The sequence below is a fragment of the Nocardia sp. NPDC059228 genome (genome assembly GCF_042754245.1).
Lineage (GTDB): Bacteria > Actinomycetota > Actinomycetes > Mycobacteriales > Mycobacteriaceae > Nocardia.
On record NZ_JBHZAL010000009.1, the window covers coordinates 223,231 to 237,784 of the forward strand.

12 protein-coding genes are annotated in these 14,554 nt (G+C 69.0%); 5 read left to right on the forward strand and 7 right to left on the reverse strand.

Going from position 1 to position 14,554, the window contains the following annotated elements:
• Nucleotides 1–10 precede the first annotated feature (10 nt).
• Genes ACFXKA_RS17325 through clpS form a run of 3 tightly spaced genes read right to left on the reverse strand, consistent with a single transcriptional unit; the run spans nucleotide 11 to nucleotide 2,060 of the window.
• Nucleotides 11–1,078, reverse strand: a complete 1,068-nt coding sequence (locus ACFXKA_RS17325) for a P1 family peptidase (RefSeq protein WP_354850201.1) — start codon at nucleotides 1,076–1,078, stop codon at nucleotides 11–13.
• A gap of 33 nt (nucleotides 1,079–1,111) precedes the next feature.
• Complete coding sequence (locus tag ACFXKA_RS17330; RefSeq protein ID WP_354850310.1) at nucleotides 1,112–1,681, reverse strand: DUF2017 domain-containing protein; 570 nt, start codon at nucleotides 1,679–1,681, stop codon at nucleotides 1,112–1,114.
• Nucleotides 1,682–1,703: 22 nt separating this feature from the next.
• Nucleotides 1,704–2,060 carry an ATP-dependent Clp protease adapter ClpS gene (gene clpS / locus ACFXKA_RS17335; protein WP_379427975.1) on the reverse strand — a complete coding sequence of 119 codons (357 nt, stop codon included), beginning with the start codon at nucleotides 2,058–2,060 and terminating at the stop codon, nucleotides 1,704–1,706.
• Nucleotides 2,061–2,197: 137 nt separating this feature from the next.
• On the opposite strand from clpS, the gene ACFXKA_RS17340 reads away from it, so the two are divergent.
• Nucleotides 2,198–3,508 (forward strand): nicotinate phosphoribosyltransferase, encoded by a 1,311-nt coding sequence (locus ACFXKA_RS17340; RefSeq protein WP_379427993.1) that lies wholly within the window; start codon nucleotides 2,198–2,200, stop codon nucleotides 3,506–3,508.
• Here the strand turns inward: ACFXKA_RS17340 and ACFXKA_RS17345 are convergent.
• On the reverse strand, nucleotides 3,438–3,770 hold the full coding sequence (locus tag ACFXKA_RS17345) for a hypothetical protein (RefSeq protein WP_379427976.1): 333 nt from the start codon (nucleotides 3,768–3,770) through the stop codon (nucleotides 3,438–3,440). The genes ACFXKA_RS17340 and ACFXKA_RS17345 overlap by 71 nt on opposite strands.
• Before the next feature lie 59 nt (nucleotides 3,771–3,829).
• On the opposite strand from ACFXKA_RS17345, the gene ACFXKA_RS17350 reads away from it, so the two are divergent.
• Both ACFXKA_RS17350 and ACFXKA_RS17355 read left to right on the forward strand, forming a co-directional pair.
• Nucleotides 3,830–4,399 (forward strand): isochorismatase family protein, encoded by a 570-nt coding sequence (locus ACFXKA_RS17350; RefSeq protein ID WP_379427977.1) that lies wholly within the window; start codon nucleotides 3,830–3,832, stop codon nucleotides 4,397–4,399.
• A gap of 115 nt (nucleotides 4,400–4,514) precedes the next feature.
• The gene (locus tag ACFXKA_RS17355; protein WP_379427978.1) at nucleotides 4,515–6,566 is read left to right on the forward strand and encodes an ATP-dependent DNA helicase; all 2,052 of its coding nucleotides are present in this window, start codon (nucleotides 4,515–4,517) and stop codon (nucleotides 6,564–6,566) included.
• 157 nt (nucleotides 6,567–6,723) lie between these two features.
• On the opposite strand, the gene ACFXKA_RS17360 is transcribed toward ACFXKA_RS17355, so the two are convergent.
• Together ACFXKA_RS17360 and ACFXKA_RS17365 are read right to left on the reverse strand one after the other, a co-directional pair.
• Nucleotides 6,724–7,242, reverse strand: a complete 519-nt coding sequence (locus tag ACFXKA_RS17360) for a DoxX family protein (RefSeq protein WP_379427979.1) — start codon at nucleotides 7,240–7,242, stop codon at nucleotides 6,724–6,726.
• Nucleotides 7,243–7,402: 160 nt separating this feature from the next.
• Nucleotides 7,403–8,764 carry an NCS2 family permease gene (locus tag ACFXKA_RS17365; RefSeq protein ID WP_379427980.1) on the reverse strand — a complete coding sequence of 454 codons (1,362 nt, stop codon included), beginning with the start codon at nucleotides 8,762–8,764 and terminating at the stop codon, nucleotides 7,403–7,405.
• A 270-nt stretch (nucleotides 8,765–9,034) separates the two neighbouring features.
• Between ACFXKA_RS17365 and ACFXKA_RS17370 the strand changes: the two genes are divergently transcribed.
• Nucleotides 9,035–11,089 carry an AMP-binding protein gene (locus ACFXKA_RS17370; protein ID WP_379427981.1) on the forward strand — a complete coding sequence of 685 codons (2,055 nt, stop codon included), beginning with the start codon at nucleotides 9,035–9,037 and terminating at the stop codon, nucleotides 11,087–11,089.
• A gap of 3 nt (nucleotides 11,090–11,092) precedes the next feature.
• Here ACFXKA_RS17370 and glgP read toward each other — a convergent pair whose 3' ends face one another.
• Entirely contained in the window at nucleotides 11,093–13,660 is a 2,568-nt protein-coding gene (glgP, locus tag ACFXKA_RS17375) for an alpha-glucan family phosphorylase (protein WP_354850181.1), read from the reverse strand.
• A 223-nt stretch (nucleotides 13,661–13,883) separates the two neighbouring features.
• Between glgP and ACFXKA_RS17380 the strand changes: the two genes are divergently transcribed.
• On the forward strand, nucleotides 13,884–14,543 hold the full coding sequence (locus ACFXKA_RS17380; protein ID WP_354850178.1) for a PaaI family thioesterase: 660 nt from the start codon (nucleotides 13,884–13,886) through the stop codon (nucleotides 14,541–14,543).
• The last annotated feature ends 11 nt before the right edge of the window (nucleotides 14,544–14,554 follow it).

The window sequence follows — 14,554 nt, forward strand, 5'->3', positions numbered from 1 at the left end:
CCCGCACCCGTCACGGCAGCGATCCGAACAGGTCACGGTAGGCGGGGATGCCCGCCACCGAGGTCGCGGACAGGATCGCGTCCACGATCGCGCGCTCCACGCAGACCGCCGCGGCCGTGCACAGCTGGTCCAGGATCAGCAGATCAGCGGGGAAGGCCGGCGGCATCGGAAGCGCCGGCGGCTGCTCGGCGGTGCCGGTGGCCAGCGCGAACAGGGTATCGCCGTCCAGCGGCGAATGCGCGGGCCGGACAGCCCGGGCCAGCCCGTCGTGCGCGGTCGCGGCCAGCCGCTTGCAGGCCGCGGGATCCAGCGCCGCGTCGGTCGCGACCACGCCGATGGTGGTGTTGAGCACGGTTCCCTTCACCGCGAGGGCATTCGCGGCCGCCAGCTGTTCGGCGGTGGCCGGGCGCAATCCGAAATGCTCGGGGCCGTCGGTGCCCGCGCCCCACGGCAATCCGGTGCGCGGGTCGAAGACCGAGCCGACCGGATTGGCCACGATCACCGCGCCGACGGTGATGCCCGCCGCCGGGCCGTCGGTGAAACGCACACTGGCCGTGCCGATCCCGCCCTTGATCGACCCCGCCCGCGCGCCCACGCCCGCGCCGACCGACCCGCGCTCGAACGCCGGGTCCGCAGCCTCCGCCGCCAGGAAACCGAAATCGGCGTCGGGCCGAATGTTCCACGCCCCCACCGGAAGATCGAAGATGACGGCCGCGGGCACGATCGGCACCACGCGGGACGGATCGGCGGGATCCATCGGGATCCCTTCCCGGTGCTCCTCCAGCCAGCGCATGACGCCGTCGGCCGCGGCCAGCCCGTAGGCGCTGCCGCCGGTGAGCAGGATCGCATTCACCTGCCGCACAGTGTTTCCCGGGTCCAGCAGGTCGGTCTCGCGGGTGCCCGGACCGCCGCCCCGCACGTCCACCGCGGCCACGGCCCCGTCCGGCACCCGCACCACCGTGCAGCCGGTGGCCGCACCCGACCCGAGGGTGGCGTTCGCATCCAGCACGTGGTACTGGCCGACCAGGACGCCGTCGACGTCGGTGATCGAATTACGTGGTCCCGCACCACTGTTCACGGCAGTTCCTCCTCGGTGGCCACGTCCGCTGCCCTAGGGCGCGAGCGCCTGGATCAGTGAGTCCTGCATCCAGGTGAGCCAGTGGTAGACCTCGAGGCTCGGCCCGCGCGGATCGTCGTCCGGGAAATGGTCGGGCGTGTCGGCGGTGATGTCCAGGGCCGTGCCGAGGGCCAGCCGCACGTCGTTGAGCGCGGTGAGCCAGGCGTGCGCCTGTTCCTGGCTGATGATGATCTTGCCGCCCTGCGGCGGCAGTGTTTCCAGGATGACCAGCCCGGCGGCCACCTTGGACTCGATGATCTCCGGTTCGTGCAGGCTGCGCAGGGCGCTGTTGAGGCCGGCGCGCTCGGCGTCGGGGGAACCGGGCTCGGGACGATGGAAGTCCGGCAGCAGCCGGGCCAGCCGCGGATCATCGGGCGGTTCGGTGTTGCCCGTCTGTAGCCCGGTCAGCTCCGCCAGGTCGTCCTCGGGCGCCGAACGGGCCCGATCGGTGAGCAGTCCGGTGACGGCCCCGACCAGCGAACGCAATACCTCCGCCTCGTGGGCGTCCATTTCCGAACGCAGTTTCGGCCCGCCCAGGGAGGTCTTTCTGCTCCACTTCCGCACGGGGTTACCGTAGTCGTCCTGTTCACTCGTCACGTTGCATGGTGGCCCACAGCCCGGCCGCGTGCAGCCGTTGGACGTCGTGCTCCATCTTGTCGCGCGAGCCGGCGGACACCACGGCCTTGCCCTCGTTGTGGACCTTCAGCATCAGCTCGGTTGCCTTGCCTTTGCTGTAGCCGAAGAGCTTCTGGAAGATGTAGGCCACGTAGTGCATGAGGTTGACCGGATCGTCCCATACGACGGTCACCCACGGCCGGTCCTCGGCCTCCAGAATCTCAGAGTATTCAATGGCCTCCGGTGTCGCCTGTGCCGCCGACATAGTCACGTTGACGCCCGCCGGACCGGCGGCGACCCGGACAACGTCCTGATTACACAGACCCATAACAACCAGGGTACGACCTGAGAACACAGAAACAACAGCCCGCGCGACACGCCGTCCCGACGTGGACGTGAGATCGATGCCCGGGCGTGGCGCACGGTCGGTGGGACGGCCGTCGATGTGCTTAGAGTGTTCCCGTGATGATCGCGGACGGACTGACCAGTACGGCCTTACTGACCGACCAGTACGAGCTCACCATGCTGTCGGCAGCATTGGCCGACGGTTCGGCCCAGCGGCAGTGCACCTTCGAAGTATTCGCTCGCAGGTTGCCGAACGGCCGGCGCTACGGCGTGGTCGCGGGGACCGGGCGGTTGCTGACGGCCCTGAGCGAATTCCGTTTCGGCGAACCCGAACTCGCGATCGCCGGCCGTTTCCTGGACAACCGCACCCTGGAGTGGCTGCGCGACTACCGCTTCCGCGGCGATATCGACGGCTACCGCGAGGGCGAGCTCTACTTCCCCGGCTCCCCGATCGTCACCGTGCGCGGCACCTTCGCCGAATGCGTGCTGCTGGAAACCCTCATCCTGTCCATTTACAACCACGACAGCGCCATCGCCGCCGCGGCCGCCCGCATGGTGAGCGCCGCCGGCGGCCGCCGCATGATCGAAATGGGTTCGCGCCGAACACACGAACTCGCCGCCCCCGCCAGCGCCCGCGCCGCCTACCTGGCCGGTTTCGACGCCACCTCCAATCTGGAGGCGGCCCGCAGCTTCGGTGTCCCCAGCGGCGGCACCAGCGCACACGCCTTCACCCTGCTGCACAGCGGCGCGGACGGCGCGCACGAGGCGGCCGCCTTCCGCAGCCAGGTCGAGGCGCTGGGCGTGGGCACCACGCTGCTCGTCGACACCTTCGACATCACCCGCGGCGTGGCCACCGCCATCGAGGTGGCCGGGCCCGAATTGGGCGGTGTACGCATCGATTCCGGTGATCTGGGTGTGCTGGCCCGGCAGGTGCGCGAGCAGCTCGACGCGCTGGGCGCGGTGCGCACCCGCATCGTGGTGTCGGGTGACCTGGACGAATACGCCATCGCCGCGCTGCGCGCCGAACCGGTGGACGTCTACGGCGTCGGCACCTCACTGGTCACCGGCTCCGGCGCGCCGACCGCGGGCATGGTCTACAAGCTGGTCGAGGTGGAGGGCATCCCGGTGGCGAAACGCAGCTCCCACAAGGAGTCTCGCGGCGGCACCAAGCGCGCGGTCCGGCTGGCGCGGCGCACCGGCACCATCGTCGAGGAAATCGTCTACCCCGCCGCCGCGGCCCGCCCGGACCCGGACGGCTTCGATATCCACGACGTCCAGGTCCCGCTGGTCCGCGACGGCGAGGTGCTGACGGGACAGCCCACCCTGGCGCAGAGCCGGGAACTGGTGGCCAAGAGCCTGATCAGCCTTCCCTGGGAGGGCCTGAAGCTGTCGGCGGGCGAACCCGCGATTCCGACGACGTTTCTGAGCTGACCCGCCACCACAGCCCCGCCGCGATCACCGCGGCGGGCGCGGCGAACAGGGCCGTGCGCACCAGCGCGCCCAGCAAATCGCCGGCCTCGAACGAGATCTCGTGCCACGCCAGATTCGCCACCACACTGGCGATCTCGAACGCCACGAAGAACCGCAGGGCCATCAGTGCGGCATTTTTCATCATTTCCCCCGTTACCTCTTTCGCCTCGGCCGCGATGGAGCGACCGATGCTGCCGTGGACCGGCCGGGCGCCGGGCGGCACAATGCAATACGAGCGGCGCGCCGTCGTGGTTCAGCCGCCGATTCCCGGGAGGTCCGCTCATGAGCCGAGCCCTGATCGTCGTCGACGTCCAGAACGATTTCTGTGAAGGCGGATCACTGGCCGTCGCGGGCGGCGCGGCCGTGGCCGAGCGCATCACCGAATACCTGGGCGTCTCCGACTACACCGCCATCGTCGCCACCCGTGACTTCCACATCGACCCGGGCGCGCACTTCTCCGAGCAGCCCGACTACGTCGACACCTGGCCCCCGCACTGCCGCGTCGGCACTGCCGGCGCCGACTTCCACCCCAGCCTGAACACCGGGCCCATCCGGGAGATCTTCTCCAAAGGCGCGTACACCGCGGCCTATTCGGGCTTCGAGGGCACCGCCACCGACGGCTCGACCACCCTCGCCGACTGGCTGCGCGCCCACGCCATCGACGCCGTCGACGTCTGCGGCATCGCCACCGACCACTGCGTCCGCGCCACCGCCCTGGACGCGCGCGCCGCAGGCTTCGACACCCGCGTCCTGCTCGGCCTCACCGCCGCCGTCTCCCCCACGACCCTGGCCACCGCCCTGGACGAACTCCGTGCCTCCGGCGTCGAACTGGCCGGAACACTGGAGAACTGACTCACTACCCGGGTGGGTGCGAAGTCCTGCCTCTGACCGGCGGAAATCGGTCCTGCTGGGCGGCCAGTAGAGGTTTGCGCGAGGGTTGTCGGGGCGGCGCAGTAATCTGGCCGCCGTGCCTGAACTGCCTCCCGTCCCGAAGCTGTTGGCCACCGCTGTGCAGGCGTTGGGGGGTAAGGAGCGCAAGGGGCAGCAGACGATGTCGGCGGCTGTCGCGCACGCCATCGACACCGGCGAGCACCTGGCGGTGCAGGCGGGGACGGGTACCGGGAAGTCGCTGGCGTATCTGGTGCCGAGTCTGCGGCACGCGGTGCGGACCGGGCGGACCGTGGTGGTGTCGACCGCGACCATCGCGTTGCAGCGGCAGCTGGTGGACCGGGATCTGCCGCGGCTGGCCGATGCGCTCGCGACGCCGCTGGGGCGGGTGCCGCAGTTCGCGATTCTCAAGGGGCGCAACAACTATCTGTGCCTGAACAAGATCAACAGCGCGATTCCGGAAGAGCCGGAGGCCGAACTCTTCGACGCCTTCGCCATTTCCAAGCTGGGCCGCGAGGTACAGCGGCTGAACGAGTGGGTGTCCGACACCGAGACCGGCGACCGCGACGAACTCGCCCCCGGCGTCAGCGATCGGGCCTGGCGGCAGGTGAGCGTGAGTTCCCGGGAATGCCTGGGCAAGTCGCGCTGCCCGTTCGGGCAGGACTGCTTCGCCGAGAAGGCCCGTGCCGAATCCGGGCAGGCCGACGTGGTGGTCACCAACCACGCACTGCTGGCCATCGACGCCATCAGCGGCATCCAGGTGCTGCCCGAACACGATGTGGTGGTGGTCGACGAGGCGCACGAGCTGGTGGACCGGGTGACCGGCGTGGCCACCGCCGAACTGTCCACCTCGGCCATCAGCGCCGCGGCCAAGCGGTGCTCGAAACTCATCGACGAGCAGGAGGTGGACCGGCTCGAGGGTGCGGCCGAGGCCTGGCACGAGCTGCTCGACGACCTGCAGCCCGGACGCTGGGACCGGATGCCGGACGGCGCGGCCCCCGTGCTCGCGCTCATCCGCGACGCGGCCTGGAACGCGCGCACCGCCCTGGCGCCGCAGGGCGGAAGTTCCGCCACCGGCGACCCGGAATCCGCGGCGGCCCGCAATCAGGCGCTGGCGGCCGTCGAGGAGGTGCACGACGCGGCGGTGCGGGTGCTGACCACCTTCGAGGAGTCCGATCCCGCCGCGCACCGCGATGTCATCTGGCTGGCGTCGGAGGATGTGCGCGGAGTCGCGCGCCGCACACTGCACATGGCCCCGCTGTCGGTGGGCGGGCTGCTGCGCAGCCGCCTGTTCGGTACGGCCACCGTGGTTCTCACCTCGGCTACGCTGCAGATCGGCGGCTCGTTCGACAATCTGGCGGTGACCTGGGGCCTGCCGCCGCAGTCCGCGGCGACCGTGGACCCGGCGCTGGCCACCGGCACCGAGGCCCCGTCGGACGAGAAGGCACTGCGCTGGAATTCGGTCGACGTGGGTTCGCCCTTCGACCACGCCAAGTCCGGAATCCTTTATGTGGCAAAGCATTTGCCCGCGCCGGGACGGGACGGGCTGCCGCAGTCGTATCTGGACGAGATCGAACGTCTCATCCGCGCGGCGGGCGGGCGCACCCTCGGGCTGTTCTCGTCCATGCGAGCGGCGAAGGCGGCCACCGAAATTCTGCGGGAGCGTCTCGACACCCCCATCCTGTGCCAGGGTGACGACGCCACCGGCGCCCTTGTCCGGAAATTCGCCGAGGACCCGGAAATCTCCCTCTTCGGGACACTTTCACTGTGGCAGGGCGTGGACGTTCCCGGCCCGTCGCTGAGTCTGGTGATCCTGGACCGGATTCCGTTCCCGCGCCCGGACGACCCGCTGCTGGTGGCGCGTCAGCGCGCGGTGGAATCGCGAGGTGGCAATGGATTCCTGTCGGTCGCGGCCAATCATGCGGCACTGCTGCTGGCGCAGGGAACGGGCCGTTTGCTGCGCAGTGTGGACGATCGCGGCGTTATCGCAATTCTGGATTCGAGACTGGCGACGGCGCGCTATGGCGGTTATCTCCGAGCATCATTACCACCATATTGGGAAACATCCGATCCCCAAGTTGTGACAAAAGCTCTCGAAAGACTGACAAATAGTGTCGCGCAAATGAAATGAGCTTGTGAGAACAGTCACAGGGGTGGTTCCTACTTCCGATCAGAAGTAAATTAGCCTTCGATACTCCGGTGAACCCCCAATTCCCACATCGGATGTGTCCGTCGTCCCCGCGCCAAGCCCTGCACGCGGCGCGGGGACACCGAAACTTCTTCCCGGCCTACTTCACCGCGAGGGTGATGAGCGCGGCCACCACGCCCAGCGCGACCGCTCCGGCACCCCAGACCAGACCCTGGCGCTGCCACGGGCGGCCGGAGTCCAGCGACAGCCGGCCCGGCCCCGCGAAGGCGAAGGCGGCGGCCGCCACGGCGTACACCGCCGGCAGCTCCCACATCGAGAATCCGCCACTCCAGGTGGCGTGCACGGCATTGATCATGGTGCCCAGCGCGATGGCGCCGGCCAGCGGCGTCAGCAGGCCCAGCATCAGCAGCAGCCCACCGGTCAGCTCGCTCAGGCCGGCCAGGGTGGCGAAGAACTTGCCCGGGTCGTAGCCCATGCCCTGGAAACCCTGCGCGGTCGCGTCCAGGCCGTAGCCGTTGAACCAGCCGAACAGCTTCTGGGTGGCGTGCACGACCAGTCCGCCGCCGAAGCCCAGCCGGGCGACCAGCAGGCCGATATCGGTGCCGCCGAGGCCGTTCGAGGCGGCGGCTCGGGCGGTGACGTTCACGGTTGCGGTCATGTCGGGGTCCTCGTCTCTCGGGTCTGTACGGCTCGGCGGCGATCTTATCCGGACCGTGGTCCGGTTTGGAGCCTACAGCAGGTCCCCAACGAGACCGGGCGCGAGGCTATTCCGCCTCGCGCCCGGAAGGGATTTCAGGGCCGGCCCCTGAGAGTCGGCTCTACTTGGCCAGATACCAGAAGTAATAGAGGAACACGGCCATCAGCACCCACATGACCGGATGCACCTCGCGCACACGCTTCTTGGCCACCATGACGATCGGGTAGAACAGCAGGCCCATCGCGATGCCGTTCGCGATCGAGTAGGTCAGCGGCATCATGATCACGGTGATGAACGCCGGGACCGCGTATTCCAGCCTGTTCCACTCGATTTCGCCCAGCGCCCGGGACATGAGCACGCCGACCACGATGAGCGCGGGCGCGGTCACGGCCGACACGTCGGCGAAGGTGGCGAAGATCGGGAAGAAGAACAGGGCGATCAGGAACCAGCCGGCCGTGGTGACCGCGGTGAGGCCGGTGCGGCCGCCCGCCGAAACACCCGCGGTGGATTCGACGTACGCGGTGGTCGAGGAGGTGCCGATGATCGCGCCCGCGGCGGTGCCGACCGAGTCGGCGGCCAGCGCCTGGCCCGCGCGGTCCAGCTTGCCGTCCCTGGTGAGCAGCCCGGCCTGGTTGGCGACGCCGATCAAGGTGCCGGAGGCGTCGAAGAAGTCGACGAACAGCATGGTCAGCACGACGACCACCATTTTCCCGGTGAAGGCGTCGGGCAGGTGGATGATGGCCTGGCCGAAGGTCTGATCCAGCCCGTGCGGCATGGCGGCGACCGAATTCGGCAGCTGCACCAGGCCGGTGACGATGCCGAGCACGGTGGTGCAGAGGATGCCGTAGAGCACCGCGCCGTGCCAGCCGAGCGTCAGGAAGACGACGGTCACGACCAGGCCGAAGAGCGCCAGCAAGGTGGTGCCGTGGTGGAAGTTGCCCAGGTGCACGAGCGTGGCCGGGTCCGAGGTGACGATGCCCGCGCTCTTGAGACCCAGGAATGCCACGAACAGGCCGATGCCCGCGCCGACCGCGAGCTTCATCTGCATGGGGATGGCTTCGATGATCTTCTCGCGCACCTTGGTGACGGCGAGGACGAAGAACACGACACCGGAGATGAGAGTGCCCGAAAGTGCTTGCTGCCACGGGATTCCCATGTGCATGACGACCGTGTAGGCGAAGAAGGCGTTGAGGCCCATGCCCGGCGCGAGCGCGACCGGATACTTGGCCCACAGGCCCATGACCAGGGTGCCGAAGATGGCGGCGACGGCGGTCGCGGTGAAGACGGCCTGGAACGGCATGCCCTTGTCGCCGAGGTCTCCGTGGTCGCCCAGGATCCGCGGGTTGACGGCGAGCACATACGACATGGCCAGGAACGTGATGGTTCCCGCCATGACCTCGCGCTTGAAGGTGGAACCGTGTTCGCTGATGCCGAAGTACGCGTCGACGCGCCCCTTGGTACGCGTGAGGACGTCGGTGGTCATGTGGGGTGTCTCCAGTCGGCGGGAGGGTAGAAGGCTGCCGTGGGCACCGTACTGGTCCGGATGGCACGATCCGTCACTGACCCTGCGAATTGTGGGCAATCCCACCTGCCTGAGCGTTGTTTTTCGGGTGCCGCCAGCGCAATTCGTCGGCTATTTAAATAACTACCGGCCGGTAATTTAAGAGTCTTGACCCCTATTGCCTGGAACGTTACAAATACGTATTCCGCCGGAGGTGTTCAGGGGAACCGGCCAGGCAGAAGTAGTACGCCAGTGGTAACCGATGTCATCGACGCGGTCGCGGACTTCGCGATCGACCGCCAAGCGATCTGGGATGTCCTGGTCGACCCGCAGACCTACCCCCGGCTATTTCCTGGAATCGGCGCGTGCGAACAACTCGACACCGTCGATACGCATCCCACGCTGAATATGCGTGTCGGGGGCAATGGCATCGAAATCCGGGTGCTGCGAGTGCAACTGCACCTCACCCGCACCGGCGAGAGCTTCGAGCTGCACTGCCCCGAACAGGGCAGCTTCGCGACCGTGCGGCTGCGCGGCGATACGCAGCACACCCGGATCTACGTCACCTACTTCAAGGCCGGGCTGGTGCATCCGCTACCCGCGCAGCTGCCGAACTCGGCGGTGGTGGCCTGGACGCTGGCCGGGCTCCGGCGGGTCGGCGACCTGGTCCAGGGCACGCCGTCCTCGCTCATCGTCAATGGCGAGGATTCGCGGATGCGGCTGCAGGCCGGGGTGGTCAAGCGGATGGTGGCCTCCGGTGTGGTGCGCACCTACCGGCCGGATGTGGGTCTGCGGCAGATCGGCGGACTGGCCAAGTGGGGCTTCAGCCTGGCCGGCGGCTACGCGGCGGGAGCCGCGCACTCGCCCCAGCGGCCGGCCGTCATCGACGACCGGTATTCCAGCACCTTCGACCAATTGCACGCGCGCAGTAGCGCTCTGGCGGGAGCCTTCGCCGCGCTGGGGTTCGGGCCCGGCACCGCGATCGGGCTGCTGTGCCGCAATCACACCGGCATGGTCGAGTGCATGGTGGCGGCGGGCAAGTCGGGCGCGGACGCGGTGCTGCTCAATACCGGGCTGCCCGCACGGCAGGTCGAGGAGATCGTGGAGCGGCATCGGCTGTCGGCGCTGTTCGCGGACGGTGAATTCGAGCATCTGGTGCGGTATCTGCCCACCGAGCTGCCGCGCTTCACCACCGACGACGCGACAGCGGATCCCGGGCGCACCACCATCGAGGAACTCATCGCCATGCGCCAGGAACCGCCGCGCAAGCCGCCGCGGCCGGGCCGGCTGGTGGTACTCACCTCGGGGACCAGCGGCACGCCGAAGGGCGCGCGGCGGCCGCACCCCAAGGGTTTCGGGACGGTGGCGGCGCTGCTGTCGCGAATTCCGTTCGGCACCAACGAGACCATGTTCATTCCGGCCCCGCTGTTCCACACCTGGGGGCTGGGAGCCCTGCAGATCTCCACGGCCGTCCGGGCGACGGTGCTGCTGGGCGACCGCTTCGACGCCGAGGACTGCCTGCGCCGCATCGCCGAGCACAAGGTGACGGCGTTGATCGTGGTGCCGATCATGGTGAACCGGATCCTGGATCTGCCCCAGCATGTTCGCGCCCGCTACGACCTGTCCAGCCTTCGCATCGTGGCCAGTTGCGGGGCGCCGCTGGCCGGTGCGACGGTGCTGGCGTTCCTCGACGCCTTCGGCGAGATCCTGTACAACGTGTACGGCTCCACCGAGGTGTCGTGGGCCTCCATCGCCGATCCTGCGGATCTGCGCGTATCCCCCACCACTGCGGGCCGGCCGCCGCTGGGCACGAAACTCGCGGTGCTGGGCCCGGATCGGCGTCCGGTGCCGGTGGGGGCGGCCGGGCGCATCTTCGTCGGCAATCACATGCTGTTCGACGGCTACACCGACGCCACCCCGCCCGACGAGGCCGACGGCATGCTCGATACCGGCGACATCGGCTATCTGGACGCCTCCGGCAAGCTGTTCGTGGCCGGCCGCGACGACGAGATGATCATCTCCGGCGGCGAGAACGTCTTCCCGCGCGCCGTCGAGGAGGCCCTCTCCCATCTGCCGCAGGTGAGCGAGGTCGCCGTGGTGGGCGTCCCGGATCACGAATTCGGCCAGCGCCTGGCCGCTTTCGTGGTCAAACGCCCCGGCTCCGGCCTCGACTCCGACATGGTCCGCAACTACATCCGCCACCGCGTCAGCCGCTTCTCCGTCCCCCGCGACGTCACGTTCCTGGATGCGTTGCCCCGCAACCCCACCGGGAAGATTCTCAAACGGACGCTGATCGCGCCCACCTGATCGTCAGGGGCTGGGCGTGGCGATCAGGCCGAGTTCGGCGTCCGTGGCGAGGAGCGGGTGGTGCGGCAGGATGCGGATCGTGTATCCGACCGCGCCGGACAGCGGGACCGGCGTCTGGATGGTGAAAATGTCTGCGCCGGAATCGGTTCCGGCGTGGCGCATGGGGAAGGTGTGGACGTCGGTCAGGTCGTCGGTGGGTGAGACCCGGCCGAGCACGGCCTGCACGCTGACGTCGGCGGGGGTGAGGCCGCCGAGATCGATGCGGGCCCGCAGGTCCAGGTCCGCGCCGATGACCGGGATGTCGGGCAGGCCGGAGCTGTCCACCTGCAGGACTTTGACCGTGGGCCAGGCGGATTCGACGCGGCGGCGGTACACCGACAGGTCCTGCGCGCCCTTGAAGTCGTTGGCGGACACCGCTTCATAGGCCGCGGCGGCGGGCGTGTAGTAGTCGACGGCGTAGTCACGGACCATGCGGGAGGCCAGCACCTTCGGGCCCAGCGTCCGCAGGGTGTGGCGGACCATTTCCATCCAGCGGGCCGGCAGGTCGTCGTGATCGCGGTCATAGAAGCGCGGCAGCACAGCGCGTTCCAGCAGGTCGTAGAGGGCCGAGGCCTCCAGGTCGTCGCGGCGATGCTCGTCGCGGACGCCGTCGGCGGTGGGGATGGACCAGCCGTTCTCGCCGTCGTGCATCTCGTCCCACCAGCCGTCGCGGACGGACAGGTTGAGGCCGCCGTTGAGGGCCGACTTCATACCGGAGGTGCCGCAGGCCTCGAGCGGGCGCAGCGGGTTGTTGAGCCAGACGTCGCAGCCCCAGTACAGGTAGCGGGCCATGGACATGTCGTAGTCGGGCAGGAAGACGATGCGGTGGCGCACGGCCGGATCGTCGGCGAAACGGACCACCTGCTGGATGAGCGCCTTGCCGCCCTCGTCGGCCGGATGGGATTTGCCGGCGACCACCAGCTGCACCGGATGCTCCGGGTCGAGCAGCATGGCGCGCAGGCGTTCCGGGTCACGCAGCATGAGGGTGAGGCGCTTGTAGGTGGGGACGCGCCGGGCGAAGCCGACGGTCAGTACGCCCGGGTCGAAAACCTCGTCGATCCAGCCGAGTTCGGCGCTGGCCGCGCCGCGTTCGAGCCACGAGTTGCGCAGCCGGCGGCGCACCTCGTCGACGAGGATGCCACGCAGGGCATTCCGGGTGGACCACAGTTCACGCAGGTCCACATCGCGCAGCCGCTCCCAGCCGCGGGCCTCCTCGACCAGTTCGGCGCCGATGAGTTCGCGGGCCTTGTCGATCCATTCGCGCGCGGCCCAGGTGGGGGCGTGCACGCCATTGGTGACCGAGCCGATCGGGACTTCGCTCGCGTCGAAGCCCGGCCACAGCGGCGCGAACATGGCGCGGCTGACCTCGCCGTGCAGCTTCGACACGCCGTTGGCGCGCTGGGCCAGGCGCAGGCCGAGGTGGGCCATGTTGAACACCGACGGATCGGCCTCGCGTCCCATGGCCAGGATGCGGTCCACGGAAACGCCCGGCAGCACCGGTGATTCCCGTTCGCCGTGTGCGCCGCCGAAGTACCGGCGCACCAGGGAGCCGGCGAAGCGGTCGATGCCCGCGGGGACCGGAGTGTGGGTGGTGAAGACGGTACCGGCGCGAACCGCGGCCAGCGCGGAGTCGAAATCCATTCCGGCGGCCATGAATTCGCGGATGCGCTCGATGCCGAGGAATCCGGCGTGGCCCTCGTTCATGTGGAAGACGTCGGGATCGGGCAGGCCGTTGGCGCGGGTGTACGCGCGCACCGCCCGGACGCCGCCGATGCCGGCCAGGATCTCCTGCTTGATGCGGTGGTCCTGATCGCCGCCGTAGAGCCGGTCGGTGACGGCCCGCAGTTCCGGGTCGTTGTCGGCGATATCGGAGTCCAAGAGCAGCAGGGGAATCCGGCCCACCTGGGCGATCCACACCCGGGCCCGCAGCACCCGCCCCTCGGGCATGGCCACGTGCACGAGCACCGGCGCGCCACCGTCGGTGAGCAGCCGGAGCGGCAGCCCCATCGGGTCCAGGGCCGGATAGTGCTCGGCCTGCCAGCCGTCGGCGGTCAGGGATTGCCGGAAATAGCCCGAGCGGTACAGCAATCCGACGCCGATGAGCGGCAGGCCCAGGTCCGAGGCGGCCTTGAGATGGTCGCCCGCCAGAATCCCGAGCCCGCCCGAATAGTTGGGCAGCACCTCGGTGACGCCGAACTCCATGGAGAAGTACGCGATCCCTCGCGGCCCGCGCTGCTGCTTCTGAAACCAGCGAGGGCGGTCCAGATAGTCCTGGAGATCGGCCGCCGCGGCATCGACTCGCCGTACGTAGCCGTCGTCCCCGGCCAGCTCGTCGAGCCGGGCCGCGGGCACCTCCCCCAACATCCGAACGGGATCGTGCCCGACCTCCGCCCACAGGCGGGGATCCAGCTCCGCGAAAACATCCTGGGTAGGCCCATGCCACGACCAGCGCAAATTGGTCGCCAGCTCGGTCAATGCGGACAACCGCTCCGGCAGATGGGCACGAACGGTGAATCGACGCAATGCCTTCACAGTGCTTATTCTGCCCTCCGCTTCGCTCCGGGCGGGTTCGCGGCCCCCAGGTCTCGATTCTTCCCTCCTCCGCTCCTCCAAGGCGCAGGTCTATGGAGCCGTTCGCTCCCCCACTCCGTCGGTCCGGAGAATCGAGACGGCCGCGAACCCCTGCGCGCATCTGACGCTGGTCAGAACATCCCCCGCGCGGAGCATCCCGTCGGCAACCGATAACGTGTTTCACATGAGCGAGCAGCAGATCGAGGCGGTCGAGGGACAGCCCACCCAGGAGCATCACGAGGGCGGGTTCCGGCCGATCCGAGAACTGGGCCGCGACAACACCAAGGGTGGAGCGCACTACGGGGAGTTCATCGACGAGGTGCGCGGGCTGATGGACCGGGTGCGGCTGGCCGATCCGGCCGACGCGCTGGCGCTGGACGTGATCGCCACCCTGAAGGAGCTCAACGACAAGCTCGACGCGGCGGTCGTCGACGAATGGGACGCGCCGGCGTGGCATCGCAACGACCTGCCCGCGCGCGGCAACATCACGCTGCCGCCGTTCGAGGTCGACGCGGCGGACCAGGACGGGGTGCGGGCCCGCATCACCTTCCGCACCTTCCACCTGGGCGGCAACAGTGCGGCCCACGGCGGCCACATCGCCCTCGGCTTCGACGACCTGCTCGGCATGACGGCGGCGCTGTACACCAGGCAGGCCACCCGCACCGCCTTCCTGCACGTCGACTACCGGTCCATCACGCCGCTGAACACCGAGCTGGTGCTGCGCGGCTGGGTGGAGCGGCAGGAGGGCCGCAAGGTATTCGTGCGCGCCACCCTGCACGACGGCGACCGGCTGTGTGCCGAGGCCCACGGCCTGTTCGTGCTCCTCAAGCCGGGCCAGCAGTAGCCACTCCGGTA

Bases quoted from the DNA above. Each gene is read 5' to 3' on its own strand.
- ACFXKA_RS17360 (WP_379427979.1), bottom strand. From the start codon at position 7,242: ATGACCGCAACCGTGAACGTCACCGCCCGAGCCGCCGCCTCGAACGGC.
- ACFXKA_RS17380 (WP_354850178.1), top strand. From the start codon at position 13,884: ATGAGCGAGCAGCAGATCGAGGCGGTCGAGGGACAGCCCACCCAGGAG.
- ACFXKA_RS17350 (WP_379427977.1), top strand. From the start codon at position 3,830: ATGAGCCGAGCCCTGATCGTCGTCGACGTCCAGAACGATTTCTGTGAA.
- clpS (WP_379427975.1), bottom strand. From the start codon at position 2,060: ATGGGTCTGTGTAATCAGGACGTTGTCCGGGTCGCCGCCGGTCCGGCG.
- ACFXKA_RS17365 (WP_379427980.1), bottom strand. From the start codon at position 8,764: ATGACCACCGACGTCCTCACGCGTACCAAGGGGCGCGTCGACGCGTAC.
- ACFXKA_RS17340 (WP_379427993.1), top strand. From the start codon at position 2,198: ATGATCGCGGACGGACTGACCAGTACGGCCTTACTGACCGACCAGTAC.